This window comes from Pararhodobacter oceanensis, from assembly GCF_003076755.1.
GTDB classification, from domain to species: Bacteria; Pseudomonadota; Alphaproteobacteria; order Rhodobacterales; family Rhodobacteraceae; genus Pararhodobacter; species Pararhodobacter oceanensis.
On record NZ_QDKM01000014.1, the window covers coordinates 25,625 to 42,320 of the forward strand.

The following is a 16,696-nucleotide window of genomic DNA, read 5'->3' on the forward strand; positions in this document are numbered from 1 at the left end:
GTAAGTCGGCATGGCTCTGATGCGAGATTGTCGGACAATCGGGTTAGCGAGAAAGTATCACGGATCACACCTCAGCCCATCGCCCCGAGGTGCCGGAAAATGCAGGCACCTTCAAGGTGCCTGCGTCGGTCAGGCAGCGCGCCGACCATTTTCGTCAAGCCGGATACCGAAGGATCGCTCAAGCTGTTCAAGCCGGTTCATGCGCGCGCGGGCGGATTTCAAGAACTGCCTGCGACCAACGCTAGTATTGAGAACTCGGCGAGCTACTTCACTTTCAAGGCGCCGCCTGTGGCGGGCGAGCGATGCGGTGCGGTCGTAGTGGGACATCTTTTCGAGAGCACTTGCGCGGGGCAGATACTGGTCGCGCGGCGTCTTGCAATATCGCTCGGCAGTCAGATGAACCAAATTTTGTAGCAACGGGTTTAGGGTCATCACGCAACCTCGCTGATGAAGGCTTCGGTCTGGGCGCTGGTGCTGTTAATCGCCAACAGGAGTAGCATTGCGGGGTCAGGTTTCTTCGTAGTGTCAGGTTTCATTTCGGTGCTTTCGATGCAGTGGAGGATGGTCGACTTTGGGCGTTCGTTAATTTCTGAACCTCCTAGGAACGTTTCGTGGCAAGTAGGGAGCCAGCCGGAGAATGCTTGTGGCGACTGCAATTGCAGCGAGCAAACCTACTAATAAACACGATTTTTCCTCCTGTCGCCCGGCAAATGAGCGGCAAATTTACATTCTTAACTCATTGATAATAATGGATATGTGTGGTGAAAAGTCACCAAAAAGCCACAATCTAACAGTCAGTGGTGCGCTCAGGCCATTCGAAATCATCCCTGAAGCCCTCATGACCTGCCCTTTTTTCAAGGCCATTCGTAATTCGAGCCTGTTCTCCATTGGGGCCGCCAGCACATTTGCCGATTTTATTTTGGATCGCCATCTATCTCAGGCCTCTCCCGAGGCTGCTAACTGTAGATTTCCACGCGGAAGTGACCCAGGTTTTCCATCGAGAACTGACCGACCTTGAGGTTATGTTTTCGAGGGGCAGTCTGGGGGCAAGACATCAATACCCTCCCGCTTCTCTCGTGCCGCGACGGATGCGTTTGCTTTGAAGTGGAAGCTGTCTTGCCGGTTTTGAGGGTGTGGCAGCGGTGGATCAGGCCGTCGAGGAGTGCGGTCGTCATCTTGGGATCGGCGACGTCCTCGAGAAAACTGGCAAGCCAGGCTCCGGGGTTTGCGCCGTTCATGCGAGCGGTTTCGATGAGCGTAAAGGCGTTCGCCGCAGCTTTGTCGCCGCCTGTCAAGCCCGTGGAGAGGTAACGCCCCGTGCTTCCGCCCAAGCATCTCGGTCCCGGACCGATTAGGTATGCGCACCTCCCCGCTCGTCAAGTGCAACGGCGTGTAGCGCGACAATCTGGGTGAGAAGAGCGCGTCAATCACGAGCGACAAACCCCTTGCCCGCGACAATGGAAACCGTCATCGTCCCTTTGTCGCGACCAAGGATTCTCAACCTGATTGACGCTGGATTCTCATCTTGTTTGTCGCGCTGCAACGCATTAACGTAGCTCGACAGGATGTGGTTTGCCCATCTCTGACCTCCGCATCCACTTCAACAGCAGAGAAACACAGATCACTCCTTGTGAGGACCGGTAACCACTCCTTTTTCTTCACCTAATAGCTGCGGAAATAGGTCTTTCCCCCCAAAGGGAAACACGAACGCCAATCCATGTCACCTTGAGGGGGAATCTGCGTCTAACAGGTTGTGAAGGGCTCGTGACATCAGGTGGCTTCCATTGACCTGACAGCGCCCCGCTTCCCGGTCTTTCGACCAAGCGGTTACAGTCTCACGACTGCGCATCGCGACCGGCTCACCAACGACCGAACCGCGATCGGTTGTTGTGGCCCAGAACCGAAGTTCACCGCACAGAGCAACCGTCTTGCTGTGCCATTTCGCCCAAAGGGCCGGCGGCAACTACTTGGGGCGTCCGATGTTCTCCACCGGGGGGCGATCCAAAGCAATCTTTCCTGCGTCTCCAGCTAGACGACTCGCTGCCCGGTCATGTTCCCGGTGCCGGCGGTAATTACGGTGCTGGTATATTGATGAGTGCTTTGTGATATGATGTGCTTTGTGCTTTCAGATTGCCCTAAAGTAATCTGCGATTGCAGGATAACGGTTTCGCATGAGTTGTGCAATAGAGCTATCGCTATATATGCGTTCTGCCAGCTTATTATTGTAAATCAACTCGAGTAGTTCCACCAAGGCCGGCGCGCGTGTGCACTCTGGGGACCTCAAGAAACAAGTGTGCGGTAGGGAGCTCAAGGAGACTTTACTCTGCTAACGACTGTGATGCCGCGCACCGGGCGTTTTTGCTGCGATACAGTGCGCAACTACCCGACCAATGCTAGCGTGCGATTCTATTCTGTCGGCGCGAGGCGCGAACCAAATTCAACTCGCCCGCGCCGGTTCTCGCCCGACAGACCGCAGCAGCACCGACGCGACCAGATCGCCGGTGACATTGACCGAGGTCCGGCACATGTCGAGCAACCGGTCAACGCCCAGGATGATCACCATGCCCTCGACCGGGATCCCCATATTCGTGGCGACGCTGACCAGAATGGCGATACTCACCCCTGGTGTGCCAGGTGCGCCGATGCTGGAGGCGACAAGCGTCCCAACCACTACCGCGATCTCAACCGGTGTCGGCTCAATGCCGGCGAGTTGCGCCAGGAACAAGATCGCCACCGCCTGATACAACGCGGTGCCGGCCATATTCATCGTTGCGCCCAAGGGCACGACCAGATTAGCGATATTTTCCGGCACACCGAGCTGTCGCGCGGACTGGATTGTCACCGGCATCACCGCCGAGGAACTGGACGTCGAGAACGCCAGCAGCAGATTGCTGCCTGCGGCCTTCACAAACCGCATAGGCGTGATCCGTGCAAAGACGAAAGCGATCAGCAGATATAGGGCCAGTAGCAGCGCCAGCCCCAGCAGCACGGTTCCGACGTAGCCCGAGATGCCAATCATGGTCTCGAACCCCATCCGCATCACCAGCTGCGCCATCAATCCGAAGACCGCGAAGGGTGCCAGAAACATCGCCCATTTCACGATGTTCATGGAGATCGACAGCAAGGCATCCATGAGGGCGAGAAAGGGCTTTGCGCGCACCGGCTGCACCTGCGTGACCGAGATGCCAACCAGCAACGCCAGAACCACCACGGCCAGCATGTCGCCCTGCACGATCGAGGCGGTGGGGTTCGTCGGTAGAATTTCCACAATCATATCAGGCACCGAGACCTGCGCGGGCGGGTCCGGCAGGTCCGGCATTTCGCCGTTCGAGGACGGTGTGTCGGCGGAGGTTCCTTGCGAAAACCCGGCCAACCCGACACCGGGCCGCAGCCACTGCGCAAGCGCAACCCCGATCAGTGCCGCCGCTGTCGTGGTCGCAAGGATGAAGGCCACGAGCCGCAAGCCAACCGAGCGCAACTCCTCGCCGGACCCTGCCCCTGACAGTCCGCCCACAATCGACGAGAAGATCAGCGGAACCAGCACCATCGCGATCAACGCCAGAAATATGCGTCCCGGCATGGCCAGCCAATGCCCGACAATCTCGGCGGTTTCAGGGTCTATCAGCCCTGCAGACTCGCTCAGCAGTAAGCCAAGGCCAAACCCCAAGACCATGCCCAGCATCACCTGCGCCCAAAGCCGAGAAGTCATCCAGACCCGCAGCTTGAACCGCTGCTGAGAAATCTGTATCGGTGTATCTTGACTATCTGCTGCCATGTGTGGGCTTTCTTGTGACGTGTATCGGCTCGGGCCATCATATGCTGCGAGCGTTTACCGGGCCAATCAACGCGCTACGTCACGCAGCCGTTCCTCGACAAACACTAACCTGCAATTCTATGTCTCTGCGATGACATACGGCCGGTGAGCAAGAAGCTCCAGAACGGCTCTACCCTCACCGCCGCACTGACCGCCCTAATTTCGGAATCGGCGACACTTTAGAACCGAGTCGCTTACACACTGCAATGCAAATTCAAATCGTGATCGCCCCCTAGGGAACACTCCTTGCTTCCAGCGCGAAGGGCCGGTTTGTGCCGAATACGTTTTGCCCCCTGATTCAAACAGGTTGTTTGCTACCGCCTATTCCGTTACGCGGCGCTCTTGATGGATAACAGGACCAGCTCCGCGAATATGTGGGGTTCTGAAACTTAGGCCACCGGCGGCGGTTCGCATCCAATGGCCGCGAACCCAGTGCGCGCGGCGCTTACCTTCTACGGCCGGATCATGGTTCCGATCTCGGCTCATAGCGGCCAGCTGGCCTCGGCCTGCTTGGCCCAAACTAATCTTTGAAACACGGATATCTGGCAAGGGGCGTCCGGCCCTTTCGGCGCGACGGCGTTCCGCGCGAGGATAAGCCGATCCTTTTTCCACCTCAAGCATACCCTTATATTTCAGAAGAGTAGCTATCCCGACACCCATTGAGAGCAAGGTGAGTGCATTGGTCCGGTCTTGCACCATGCCGCCAGAAAGGTTGGTTATGCTTGAAACTACACTCGCTAAATCTGCCGTCGGTGTAGGGGTGACTTTAAACGGAAAGCTGTCTGTGCTAATTATTGTCAAGCTGGGCATTAACCCACCAGTATGGACCGCATGAAACTGAGCTTCGATCGCAGCATCTATTTGCGTCAAAAGCCCTATTCCCATAAAATCTAGGACTGGTGTTCTCTTTTCAATTATCATTGCAGGAAACGGCAGTTTAACGTGTTGAAACGTGTCCTCCAGAGCTTCACTCGACATTTCATTCATCAAGCCAGCCAGCATTGCCTCGGCTTCGTCATCGATTTGAAAAATCTCCGCCTGGGATAGGTTGTGTATTTGAACATCTCGATATTGAGTGAGCCTATCGAGCAGGTCGGGAGAAATTTCAGATCGTCTTTTGCCGAAGACGCTTAGCAAGCTATCCGGGAAACTATTGTAGAATTCGATGAGCGCTTGAAGCATAGAAAGGTCTTCCCATAGTCTTATGTAACTCTCGGAGCCGTGGACAGACGACGCGGTGGTGCAGGCGGGCATTAGGATCATATGCATTTCTACAACGCAACTGCAGCCTAGTAATGTAACCTCCAGTTTGCCAAGGACACTATCTGCGCACAGATGCCGTTCATGGCCGGTGTCGCGAATGCCTGCTTCCTGCCGATCCAGTTGTTGACGCCAAGAACGGACGAAGCCCCCTCGCCAGCAAACCGTAATCATCAGGAACGCCTGCGTTGCGCCTGAGACAGCATCGCGCAAGATGCCGGAGGTCTAGGGCGGCCGCCGAGATCGACGGAGGACCGAAGCGCCTGATAAGCCCTCCACCGATTCGATACACGCTTCAGCGAAGGCGCAGCGGCAAAGCTAGTTAGCCCTCACCCACAAGCACCTCATAGGCGCGCCAGGGCGGTCGCTGAGTCGCGCCTTCACCAGAAACGAGCCCGAGGTGCAGAGGCAATGTGGAGCCAGCCAGTGACCGCCCTATGCGCTCAACGCACTCAGCGCCATGCCGGGACCGAGGGTGGTCTAATCCCGATCCGGTTTTCATCATATATCAACAGTCAATTACTCAAGTAGTATAGTTATAGTATATGAGAGAAGGATTGGGATGGCGCAGGATTTGACCACCTCCGATCATGACCGATCCCCTGGTTGTCCCGTGCCAAATCCCATCGTCCTTGCTCCATTTGGGTCCGACCTCGAGCGAGCTGCTTTCGATTTGTCCGCGCCGAATTTCGATCCGAGGTGCTGTCCTTTCATCCGTCTCTTCGGGGGAATTTGAATTTTCGGCTCAAAAACGTAAACTTCGTGTTAAGCGCGCAAGTGTATGCCCTTATAAATATGGGTTTCGCTTTGCGTTGGGCTTAACGTTCTGAGGTCAGCCCACACCGTTTTCCGACCGAATGTTAACCTTCTGACCGCGTTTTGGCCGTCAAACCTACCCGTGTGAACACATCTGCCTGACGTATGGACAGTTTCGTTAACGCACTCGGCACGAATGTTAACCTGTCACGCTGCTATTTGCCTTATAGACTGTCGCTCACGACTGTGCGTAACCGTCCAGAGATTGCGCTCTCTGCCGCTTTGGCTGTAGAAAATCTACCGAGGTTGAGCACGCCATCCTCAGCTACGATCAACGCTTCAAAATGATCCCCGATGCGGACAACGCCTCGCCGTCCGGTCGGTTCAGCATAGGGCGTGCGATGATCTCTTTTCTGCGCGCGGTCGCCTTCACGCAGGTTGGCCCAGCGATTGTTACTCCGCACTCCATCGATATGCTCGATGTTCCACCGGGGCATCAATCCCGTCATCCAGAACCATGCCAGCCGGTGCAGCGGGTATCGCTTGCCATCGATCGAAACCTTCAAGCTGCCGCGCGAGTCATGGATGGTTCCGGCGATCCGACCCGCCCTGAGCCCCCGCGCCCAGGTGAACTGGCCGGTGGTGGGATCGTAGCGAAGCACCGCCCGCAGGCGCTGTTGGGTGAGCATGGCGTGTCTCCTTTGGCGTTGCCCGCTGCCTCGACGGGCCGGAATACTCTTGCGCAACACCATACCACACAATAAATACTTTGTGTGGCAATTTGCGGCGCCATGCCGTATACCACACAACGAATCTCTCGTGTGGCATCAACCGGAGTCCCCTCATGAAGCACCACTCCCTGATCGGACAATCCGCGTGGCAGGATCTTCGCCGCCTACTCGGTGAGGCCGTGGCTTCGGATCTGCGCGGCAAGCCCACGCTGCGCAAACGCGAGGAACGGGGGTATTGGTATGACCGGTTTCGCCAAGGAGATCAGATCGTTGAGCGCTACATCGGTGAGGATACCGACGAGCTTCGCAGCCGATTGGAACGCTACGAGGCCCTGCGCGACGCGGCTAAGGCTCGCAAGGTCGAGACCAGCCGCCTGATCCGCCTGTTGCGCAGCGAAGGCTACCTGACCCCTGACCTTGCCACCGGGCAGATCCTGATGGCGATGGCGAAGGCGGGGGTGTTTCGTCTTGGCGGCACGGTTGTCGGCACGCAGGCCTTTCGGCACTACGAGGGCGTCTTGGGCGTGCAGATCGGCGCTGATCAGGCCGCGCAGACCAATGACATCGATATCGCCAGCTTCGAGCGCCTGTCGCTGGCCGTCGATGACCAAGTCGATCCCACACTGGGCGAGGTGTTCAAAAGCCTTGATTTCGAGCCGCTGCCCTCGACCGACAAGCGCAAGGCCTGGCGCTGGAAGCAAACCCGGCAGCAGACTTTGGTCGAGTTCCTGACACCCTCGTTTCGTGAAAACGAAGAGCTGCGTGACCTCCCCGCGCTTGGCGTCAGCGCGCAGTCGTTGCATTTCCTCAACTACCTGATTGCCGAGCCCTTAACCGTGCCGCTTCTCTACCGAGAAGGCGCCCTGATCCAGATCCCCCGCGCCGAACGCTACGCGATCCACAAGCTGATCGTGTCGGTGCGCCGTCGGGGCGGTGATGACGCGCTCAAGGCGCACAAGGACCGGGCGCAGGCGGCGTTTCTAATCGCGGTGCTGAAAGATGAAGACCCCTACGCATTGCTCGACGCCTGGGAGACCGCCCGCGCCAAAGGCTCTGCCTGGCGCGAGGCGCTGGATGAGGCGCTAAGCCAGATGCCGGAGACGGCGGAGGCCTTGCGCGATCTGGCATAGCTGAGCTTTCTCGGCGTGGATCAGCGCGCCGAGATAGCGTCATCCACACCCGCGCAGAGTCTCTGAGCGCGCCCGTGGCGGGCATCACAGGCGATTAGGCAATCAATACCGGCCACGCCTTAGCTCTGCCCCACCGGCCGATACATAAACCAATTGCGCATGCCGAGCACCGAGACACTGCCCTCCTTGGAAAACCCCAGCGTTTGGTAGAATGCGACATTGATCGGCAGATCGGTCTCCAGCCAAGCGGGCGCGTGGCAGGCATCGACCCGCCGACAGCCCGCCGCCATCAAACGCCGCCCAACGCCGCGCCGACGGAAGTCCGCGTGCACCGCCAAAGGGCCGATGTGCCAATGTGGCGCGTCGGGATCATGGCGCGCCCAGATCGTCAGCCAGCGATAGAGTGGCCAGAGCGTGGTCGGCGGCAGTCTGAACATAAACCCGCGCCCGATCTCGACGCGGTCGCGCAGGCTGGGCCGGCACAGACCCGGACCAATCAGCCCCAAAACACCGATCAATTCGTCTTGGTGAAAGGCCCCTAAAAACTCGCCGCGCTCGTGGATATAGTCGACCATAATCTCGAGAAATCCGGCTAATCGCCGCTGGCGTCGCGTGGGATCAGCCCCGAAAACGCGGATATGCAACGGATTGTCGCACATCGCCGCGGCCAACAAAGCCACCGCGGCGGGCAAATCGTCAGGTGCCAATCCTCTAATTTGAAGCTTGAGTTCCACCGGCATGCCGACCTCCGGACCACTTGGGCCGTCGAGTTGAACCAAAGCGCACCGAAGGCCGCCTTACCCGAGGATCAGGGCCGCCGCCGCTTCATCAGTATTCAGATATATGCAGCACTGCATTCCGCACGCGGGTGCGCCCGTAGGTGCCTACCCAGATGTCATACTGCCCTGATCGCGGGTTATTGAGACGGATGACCGGATCCAAACCATCACCGTCATCATTGCAATACCACGTTGCCGTCGGATCGTTGACCAAAAGCATCGTGTCGCCTCGCGCACGCACATAGAATGTCAGACTGTATTGCCCCGCATTGTAGTGTAGCCGATAATCCGGCGCACTGGCAAACCAACCTCCGTAGGGGCACCCGCTGCTGCCGCTAAAATGGTTATCACCACCGGCCTGAACAGTTTGAGTCTGCGGGTCCGGTCGGAAGTTCCAGTTCAGCGAGGCGGTGCCGTAAGATGGGTTCAACCGCCAATTCTGCGCACTCACCGGCGTCGCAGTCACCGAAAATACAGAAATACAGGCGCAAAGCGCAAAAACCATCAGCCTCATTTATGTGCCTCCGAAGCAAATTAAAAAAATACCAATCAAGATTCAGTCGGTAGTGAACCAGGCAAGCAGACGCTGATTCGAAAGAAATCTTGCATCTGCTCGAAGGCCCTGTCCAGATATTTTATAATCATGACAACTGTCGATGCAGGTCATCGATTTAGATTTGTGGGTTCCTAATCCGCATCGACTTCCTACATTAAGGCGCCTCGCGAAAGCGCGGGTTATGCGTCGGGGCTGCGTTAGGCTTGGAGTGCTTTCTAAGGTGGATCACCCGGCAAGCACTCCTTTCGGGCCATCAAGCCGCCAGCGTCGAAGACTCCGCATGGCGCACGGCGCCAACTACCAGAGACGGCAGAGGCCTAGCGCAACTTGGATTGACCGGTAGTTCTTGTGGCATGCCGCTTCATCGCGCCTGAGGTGGAAACACAGGCACCCACACAGAGGCCCTGAGGGCGTCACTGACGGGCGTCACTGCTGTATGCGTGACCAATAGGTGTCACCCACGCAGCGCCCTGAGCGCCCTGTGGGTCGGACGCCTCGGCGAGCCTCGATCGCTTGGCCGAGAAGTGGTTTTCCCGACCGAAGCATTGCTTGCCATTGGTTAAAACATTCCAAAAAAGGGATTTTTCTTCATCTCGGCATCTTCATCGTCTTCTTGCTCGACAACCGGAGTAGTGTCAGGCGTAGGGGCGTGCGTTTGGGGCGAGGTTGCAATAGGTGAAGGCGCTGGCTCCGACGTGACAGTCTGCTTCGGAAGCTCGACCACCGAGACGTCATCATCCTCCACATCCGTCTCCCATTCCAGAAGTCGCTTTTTCGCGCGCACGCGATGACGCTTGATCGTATCGCGAGTCCACGGATTGTTTGCGCCTGTGAGAATTCCGCGACTATTTAGTATAGCTGCAAGTCCTTCGTTGTTCAGGCCTCGATACGCTGGATTCTGCAAAAGGATCGATGCTATTTCGTCGACGAGATTATCAGATTTTATTGCCCGTGCTTTTGCCGAAGCAGCATTGGCCGCCGAACGATCTGTTTTCGAACCAAGTTTGACCCCTGAGTTGCGCTTCTCAGCAAGTGCCTTCGCGGTTCCATCTCGGGTCGCCTGCGCAAATGCCTCACCGCTTTCGACTGCCGTCAGTATCTGTTGCCTGTCCAGCACTGCATCGTGATAGACGGAGCCGACCGGAACAGAGTGCTTATCGAGCCAATTGCCTGCAGCTGCAGCGTTGCGAAACAGCCTGGTTGGCTCAGGCACAATCAAGCAGGCGTTCTCACGCGTTGCAGACGCCAATGCATCCCTCAACCCAGGACGGCGCTCCGCGCTGAGATCGTGAGTTGCGGAGCTGGTATCGTCAAAGATGGCTAACAGACTAATCCGGCGAGTTGCGCACCATTTTCGAATTTCCTCTGCCTGTCTCTCAAGGGCGTGATCTCCGTCGTTTTGCTTCTCCGTTGATACCCGTATGTAACCAACAGCCTTGGTAAGTGTGCTCATAGACGGTCTTCTTCTTTTATAAATGTTCCCGTTAGGGGGTTTTTGCATACGGCTCGGACAGGCCCAGCAATCCTATAAATGTTCTCTTATAGGAACATTTATAGGATTTGGGAACATTTGCAACAATTTGCGTCCTTCCGCACGAATGTTTTTCCGTCGTGGCACCCACGGCAGACATGGACGGGCACACGCCGTCTACCTCCTGAGGTCAATTGCCGGTGTTCGAGAGCATGAGATAAGAATACCGGGACATATGCGATGCCGCCCAACTGCTGGCGCACTCACACACCCTCGCCCGCGCTACGCGATCTGCGCGATACGTGGAGGGTTGAAGCGCCCCGCATGGCTGGCACCGCTTGCACCCCCATGACCGCTGCGGTTTTTCTCTAGGACTTCGGTTTCTTTGCAAGTCCCAACGCGACAGATGAAAGTCCCACCCGACCGTGCTGTGGTGATGCGGTAAGTAGGTGCTGCAACCATTCACCGCAGCGAGATCTCAATGAACCCATACCAGAACACCCCTACCGCTCGACTGATCGCAGATCGTATCCGCGACCTGTCGCACAGGAAAACACAGGCCGAGATTGCGTCCGAGGCTGGTTTTCCCAACGCCAACATGATGACATTTCTCAAGAACGGGCGAAACAAGGTGCCAATTGACCGGGTGCCATCCCTAGCAAAGGCGCTTGAGGTCGATCCCGCATATCTGATGCGGCTTGCCCTCGATCAGGCGGTGGGCGCAACCGCTGCGCAAGCAATCACCGACATCTTCGGCACCCCCACCACGGTTAACGAGCGCACTTGGCTCACCGAGCTGCGCAATGTATCCGACAATTCAGACCCCAGACTGACCGCGCGGTCGCGTGCAGCACTCAGAGGAGTATTCGGCAAATGAACGAACCTGTTTTTACGATACCGACGGCCCCAGCGGGGCCATGGGAATCGCTCACCACGAACGAGAAGGATTGGATCGAATTCATCAGAGTCATCTCTGCGGGGAGTGACCCAAAAGTGACCCCAAGCCGCGTCCGCGCCCTGCGGGCTCTTCTCGACGCGGGATGAGGCGGCGGCGCAGAGAAGTTCAGCCGTTTCCCGTTTTACTGAGCGGACACCGGACTCAAGGTGCCCGCTCGCTGAAATAGAAACGCTATCGTGTGCCTTAATGTTCAACTGCCACGATGAGCTTTCTTGTGCCAGAATGAGTGCGTTCCAGCGTGCCAGAATTCGGTGTAAGTAATTGGAATATATAAGGTTATGGAGGGTTCGAATCCCTCCGGGCCTACCAGTGCTTTCGATGGTGTAGAGATCAGAGCTGCTGATCCCGTGTTCGCGGCACGGTTCGGATCTCTTGCCGAGAAAATCCTACCTTTCAGCACCGCCAGTTCGAGGGGGATTGTCCAGCCGCGGCGATTGCAGTGCCGAGGCCCTCCAAGTCCACTAAAGAGCCCTGGCTGCAAGTTGTCGTCGGGTCCCTCTGGAAGGGGCGATCCCTTGGACCTATCTGTGCATTCTGAAACCGAAATCTGGAGATATCGACATGAGCACCACCGGCAAGCAGCTATTCACCACATTGGAAAGCAATGGCAGGCTCACCGTCGCGATCGAGGATGTGCGTTTTCCCAATCCGACCGGCAATCAGGTGCTGGTGAAGATGGAGGCAGCGCCGATCAACCCTTCGGATCTGGCCATTCTGACCGGTGCGGCGGATCTGGAAAACGCCGAATACTCGCCCGGTAAATACGTGGCCCAGATGCCCGAGCCGTTCAATTCAGGCTCCAAGGCGCGTCACGGGTTGAAACTCCCTGCCGGTAATGAAGGCGCGGGCACGGTCGTCGCAACCGGCGATGGCGAGATGGCCAAGGCGCTGATGGGGCAGCGGGTCGCCTGTGTGCCTGGCAATGCCTACAGCCAATATTGTATCGCCGAGGCCGCCATGTGCCTGCCGCTGGGCGATTATTCAGCCGAGGACGGAGCCAGCGGTTTCGTCAATCCGATGACCGCGCTCGGCTTTGTGGAAAACGCCAAGCTCGACGGGCAAAACGCGATCCTGCACACGGTCGGAGCCTCTAACCTCGGCCAGATGCTGACCCGGATCTGCAATGAAGACGGCATCGGGCTGGTCAATATCGTGCGCAAAGAGGAGCAGGTTGACCTGCTGCAGAAGCTGGGCGCGACCCATGTGGTCAACTCCTCCGCTGATGGTTTCAGGGAGCAGCTGCGCTCGGCAATCGACGACACCGGCGCCTTTTATGGCTTCGATCCGATCGGCGGCGGGCAATCGGTCGATAGTGTTTTCAAGGCGATGGAACAGGTCGCGGTTGGCAAGATGAGCGAGTTCTCGCGCTATGGCTCCAACCAGCAAAAGCGGATGTTCATCTACGGTCGGTTGGACGTTTCACCGACGATCCTGTCGCCAAGCTACGGCTTCGGCTGGACCCTGTCCGGCTGGCTCCTGTTCCCCTTCCTGCAATCGGTCGGCATGGAAACCATGGGCCGGATGCGCAAACGTGTGCTGAACAACCTGACGACGACCTTTGCCAGCCATTACAAGAAGCGGGTGAGCCTCGAGGAGATGCTGACCAAGGACGCGGTGACCGACTACCGCGCGATGAAAACGGGTGAGAAGTATCTCGTTATGCCGTGGAAATAAGGGGCTAACGCTAAGCCATGCGAGGCCGATTTGGGTGAGTGAACCTCTGCGCCGCAATCTGCAGGCGCAGAGGGTCCACACATCCCGCCCTTTGGCAGGGGCGTTGAGAGCAGCTCAATGCTGGCTCTCGTCGTCCTGTCCAGATGGCACGTCACGGTCCTTGGCGGGGGCCTTCGCTGCGCGGTCGATAGGGCGGAGCGGTGGGTTTGTAGGGTGCGGGCGAGATCGGGGGATCGGGCTCGCCCGCGGTTGCTCGCCTATAGCTGGAACAGGCCCAAGGCGCTGACCACGTCGCGTTTTGTTGCCTCGGTGCGTGTTTGCGCCCGCTCGGTGCCGTCCTTGATCACCTCAAGCACATACCCCCGGTCCTTGGAAAGCTGCGCCCTGCGCGCGCGGATCGGGGCGATGAGCTCCTGAAGGATGGCCTCCAGACGTGCCTTGATCTTGCCATCACCGAGCCCGCCGCGCTGGTATTGCGCCTTGAGTTCGGCAAGCTCGTTTTGGTCGGGGTCGAAGGCGTCGAGATAGGTGAAGACCACATTGCCTTCGATGCGCCCCGGGTCTTGGACGCGCAGGTGGTTGGGGTCGGTGAACATCGCCCTGACCGCGGCGCGGATGTCGTCGGGCGATGCCGAGAGCGGAATGGCGTTGCCGGTGGATTTCGACATTTTCGCCTTGCCGTCGATGCCGGGCAATCGGCCCGCCTTGGGGATGATCGCCTGCGCGTGCGGCAGCACGGATTGGCCCGCGGTGGCGTTGATCCGGCGCACGATCTCGTTGGTTTGTTCGATCAGCGGGGCCTGATCCTCGCCGACCGGCACGAGGGTCGCCTTGAAACCGGTAATATCCGCCGCCTGTGCCGCCGGATAACAGAGGAAACCGGCGGGAATATCGCGCCCGAACCCGCGCGCGCGGATCTCGTCCTTGATCGTCGGATTCCGTTCGAGCCGCGCCACCGTGACGAAGTTCAGATAGAGCATCGACAGTTCGGCCAGCGCCGGTAAATGCGATTGCAGGCAGATCGTGCTGCGCGCGGGGTCAATGCCCACGGCCATATAATCCAGCGCAACCTCGATCACGTTGCGCTGCACTTTCTGCGGATCATGGGCGTTGTCGGTCAGCGCCTGGGTATCGGCCAGCAGCAGGAATTGCTCATGGCTGTCCTGATAGCGCAGCCGGTTTGCCAGCGAGCCCGCGTAATGCCCGATATGCAGCGGCCCGGTGGTGCGGTCGCCGGTCAGAATGGTTGATATGTTCATGTGCCTATTCTCATAAAATGAGAGGCCGCGCATCGGGAGGTTCGGAAAACAAAAGGCCGCCCATGCGGCGGCCTCGGACTGCGATTGGTCATCCGGCCACCCTGTCAGGAAGCCAGCCACCAAGTGATTGCGATGATCGTCGTGTTTTCCATAGGGTGCTGCCTAACCCCGGCGCGATCACGCGTCAATCAAATGATGGACGGGGTGCGAGGCGGAGGTTGGTGAAGCGGACACAAACGCCAGATAGGGGGCGCCTGCGAAGGCGCAAGACGTTCTGTTCGCATTAGATATGGACGGCTGTATTGCTTGTGAAGCGGCATGAGGTAGAGTTGACCCGAAGACCCTCGCAAAGCAGCTTTGCTGCGCTGAATTTTCTTGGATCATCTTGGAGGTAGAGTAATGCCGCAAATCGGATACCTCAGCGAAGATCGCCTGCGAAACATTCCCAAAAGGCAGTGGGCGGCGCATGAATTTTCTTTTTATTTGCATGATCTGATTGCGCATTTGACTTCAGCGGCGGAACGCCACCGCGCTGGGCATATTCAAATTAAAATCGAGACGGAAAAAGATATCGAAGCATTAAGGGAAGCATCCGATCCGATTGATTTTCTTTCTGTCACTGGCAGGACAGATGAAGAGCGCAGACTAATGGTCAATCACATCTGTGCTGCTTTGTTGCCAGATATGCTTCATTTCATTCATGCAGGCCTGACCGCTTTGGAAAAGCGTAAGTTCACACTTGCGTTCGCGTGTCTTAGAAAGCCGTTCAATGAGGGAATGCCTCTCATCGCTCTGCTGTGTGCAGACGAAGAAAAATTCTTCACGAAATTTAAAACCGATCCTGTTGACTTTCTTGATGGTCGTAGATTCCACCGCACAGCCAAGAGGTTGGCAATCGAAGCGGCAATTGCGAAATGTTCTGATTTAGATTTTCTATCTGCGGACGTGTTGTATGCATATCTATTCGATTTCGAAAACCCATCCGGTTTTGCTGGTCTTTTCGACAAGGCAATGCATCTGGTCACACGAAACTCTAGCATTAAGACAGAAGCCTATAACCTAAATTTCATTTTCAAAGATCCAAGGCAAAACGATGTTTATGAATCGTCGTATCAGGTAATATCTTATGTTCTGCTTTGCATACACTTGATGCAAGTTGAGTTGCTAAAACGAATGCATTTCCCAGCGGATGATTATCTGAAACAGCTAAGCATCAGAGCTGCAGGAACTTACCAGGCTTTGTTCCTCAAGGGGCGCTCAGAAATTGCGGGCAGTATAAATGAAACACTTGGTGGGCTGATGAAATGCCCAGTTTGCAATGAGCGTGTTCGACTGAGGAAGCGAACTGTCCCGATGTTCTTTGTTACTGAGAATCTTGAATGCGACCAATGTGGCCATGTTAACCAATTTCCGTTGGCGTGGTTGATGAGCAATCATGCTGGTGATGGGGTTAATAGCCAGCATGATTGATAGATAGTAACTGGGTGGCTTCGCTGCTGGCGAAGAATAACCGAAAGCCGCCTAACAGAAACACAACGCCAATTCTAGGCCGGCTGCATAACCCAGTACATGAAGCGACCGAGGGCCTCGGCCCACACAGCAGGGGCGCGCGGGGCGCGGCTGGTGGCTTATGTCAGGAACTGTTCAGCGACTTGCGATTGTTGTTTGAGCCCGTCGGGATCAAGCCCCGTCTTGAGGCTGGTGAAGGCTTCGGACCAGTCGGAGGTGCGGGTGCGGATCGGGGGCTGTGGCAGGGCCATGACCTGCATAACCACCGCGGCCACCTCGTCGGCAGTCTGGTAGATACCGGTCTCCTGACGGTTTTGCGAGCCCGAGATGTATTTTTGCAGGATCGGCAGGTATTCGTCCTCTAGCATGCCGCCGGTCTGGGCGACCTGTTCCAGCACCGTATTGGCAAACTCGGAGGCAATGCCGCCCGGCTCAATGGCGGTGAAATGGATGCCGAAGGCGGGGGTGATATAGCTTGCCATCGCCTCGGTCAGCCCCTCGACGGCAAATTTCGCGCCGCAGTAGACTTCGTTGAACGGCTGCCCGACCAGACCGCCAACCGAGCTGATGTTGATCACATGGCCAGCGCGGGCTTTGCGCATATGCGGCATCACCGCCTTGGTGCAGCGTGCGACCCCCATATAGTTGATATCGAGGATCTTCTGGATATCCGTAAGCGGTGTGCCGCCCTCACATTGTAGTGCGTTTCGCGCCCTGCGAGATGTTTCGCATCTCATTACGGGGAGTGCGTTTCGCAATGTGCGCTATAAATTCGTTTCTAAAATCACTTGGTGTCGAG

General features: G+C 57.1%; 14 protein-coding genes. 5 read left to right on the forward strand and 9 right to left on the reverse strand.

What is annotated here, in order from left to right; all coding sequences use genetic code 11:
* Positions 1-99: 99 nt before the first annotated feature.
* Positions 100-414 carry a hypothetical protein gene (locus tag DDE20_RS17840; protein ID WP_116559886.1) on the forward strand — a complete coding sequence of 105 codons (315 nt, stop codon included), beginning with the start codon at positions 100-102 and terminating at the stop codon, positions 412-414.
* A 542-nt stretch (positions 415-956) separates the two neighbouring features.
* On the opposite strand, the gene DDE20_RS19355 is transcribed toward DDE20_RS17840, so the two are convergent.
* From DDE20_RS19355 to DDE20_RS17860, 4 genes are all read right to left on the reverse strand, one after another.
* Positions 957-1,331: a hypothetical protein gene (locus DDE20_RS19355; protein WP_116559887.1), complete on the reverse strand. Its 375-nt coding sequence runs from the start codon at positions 1,329-1,331 to the stop codon at positions 957-959.
* Positions 1,332-2,437: 1,106 nt separating this feature from the next.
* A complete protein-coding gene (locus DDE20_RS17850; protein WP_165814564.1) occupies positions 2,438-3,709 on the reverse strand; it encodes a dicarboxylate/amino acid:cation symporter in 1,272 nt (423 codons plus the stop codon).
* 426 nt (positions 3,710-4,135) lie between these two features.
* On the reverse strand, positions 4,136-4,996 hold the full coding sequence (locus DDE20_RS17855) for a hypothetical protein (RefSeq protein WP_133240372.1): 861 nt from the start codon (positions 4,994-4,996) through the stop codon (positions 4,136-4,138).
* 1,058 nt (positions 4,997-6,054) lie between these two features.
* Complete coding sequence (locus DDE20_RS17860; RefSeq protein WP_165814565.1) at positions 6,055-6,519, reverse strand: HNH endonuclease; 465 nt, start codon at positions 6,517-6,519, stop codon at positions 6,055-6,057.
* A 155-nt stretch (positions 6,520-6,674) separates the two neighbouring features.
* Here DDE20_RS17860 and DDE20_RS17865 point away from each other — a divergent pair, with 155 nt between their 5' ends.
* The gene (locus tag DDE20_RS17865; RefSeq protein ID WP_116559891.1) at positions 6,675-7,691 is read left to right on the forward strand and encodes a nucleotidyltransferase family protein; all 1,017 of its coding nucleotides are present in this window, start codon (positions 6,675-6,677) and stop codon (positions 7,689-7,691) included.
* A 119-nt stretch (positions 7,692-7,810) separates the two neighbouring features.
* Here DDE20_RS17865 and DDE20_RS17870 read toward each other — a convergent pair whose 3' ends face one another.
* From DDE20_RS17870 to DDE20_RS17880, 3 genes are all read right to left on the reverse strand, one after another.
* Positions 7,811-8,431, reverse strand: coding sequence for a GNAT family N-acetyltransferase (locus tag DDE20_RS17870; protein WP_116559892.1), 621 nt, complete (start codon positions 8,429-8,431; stop codon positions 7,811-7,813).
* Between the two features lie 88 nt (positions 8,432-8,519).
* Positions 8,520-8,984 (reverse strand): peptidase S1, encoded by a 465-nt coding sequence (locus tag DDE20_RS17875; RefSeq protein WP_205961705.1) that lies wholly within the window; start codon positions 8,982-8,984, stop codon positions 8,520-8,522.
* 601 nt (positions 8,985-9,585) lie between these two features.
* On the reverse strand, positions 9,586-10,479 hold the full coding sequence (locus DDE20_RS17880) for a recombinase family protein (RefSeq protein WP_165814566.1): 894 nt from the start codon (positions 10,477-10,479) through the stop codon (positions 9,586-9,588).
* Between the two features lie 499 nt (positions 10,480-10,978).
* Between DDE20_RS17880 and DDE20_RS17885 the strand changes: the two genes are divergently transcribed.
* Both DDE20_RS17885 and DDE20_RS17890 read left to right on the forward strand, forming a co-directional pair.
* Positions 10,979-11,374 (forward strand): helix-turn-helix domain-containing protein, encoded by a 396-nt coding sequence (locus tag DDE20_RS17885; protein WP_116559895.1) that lies wholly within the window; start codon positions 10,979-10,981, stop codon positions 11,372-11,374.
* A gap of 642 nt (positions 11,375-12,016) precedes the next feature.
* Complete coding sequence (locus tag DDE20_RS17890; protein WP_116559896.1) at positions 12,017-13,129, forward strand: zinc-binding dehydrogenase; 1,113 nt, start codon at positions 12,017-12,019, stop codon at positions 13,127-13,129.
* 257 nt (positions 13,130-13,386) lie between these two features.
* Here DDE20_RS17890 and trpS read toward each other — a convergent pair whose 3' ends face one another.
* Positions 13,387-14,388, reverse strand: a complete 1,002-nt coding sequence (trpS, locus tag DDE20_RS17895; RefSeq protein ID WP_116559897.1) for a tryptophan--tRNA ligase — start codon at positions 14,386-14,388, stop codon at positions 13,387-13,389.
* A gap of 399 nt (positions 14,389-14,787) precedes the next feature.
* On the opposite strand from trpS, the gene DDE20_RS17900 reads away from it, so the two are divergent.
* Positions 14,788-15,858, forward strand: coding sequence for a hypothetical protein (locus DDE20_RS17900; RefSeq protein ID WP_116559898.1), 1,071 nt, complete (start codon positions 14,788-14,790; stop codon positions 15,856-15,858).
* A 158-nt stretch (positions 15,859-16,016) separates the two neighbouring features.
* On the opposite strand, the gene DDE20_RS17905 is transcribed toward DDE20_RS17900, so the two are convergent.
* Positions 16,017-16,634 carry an SDR family NAD(P)-dependent oxidoreductase gene (locus DDE20_RS17905; protein ID WP_276308541.1) on the reverse strand — a complete coding sequence of 206 codons (618 nt, stop codon included), beginning with the start codon at positions 16,632-16,634 and terminating at the stop codon, positions 16,017-16,019.
* Positions 16,635-16,696 lie beyond the last annotated feature (62 nt).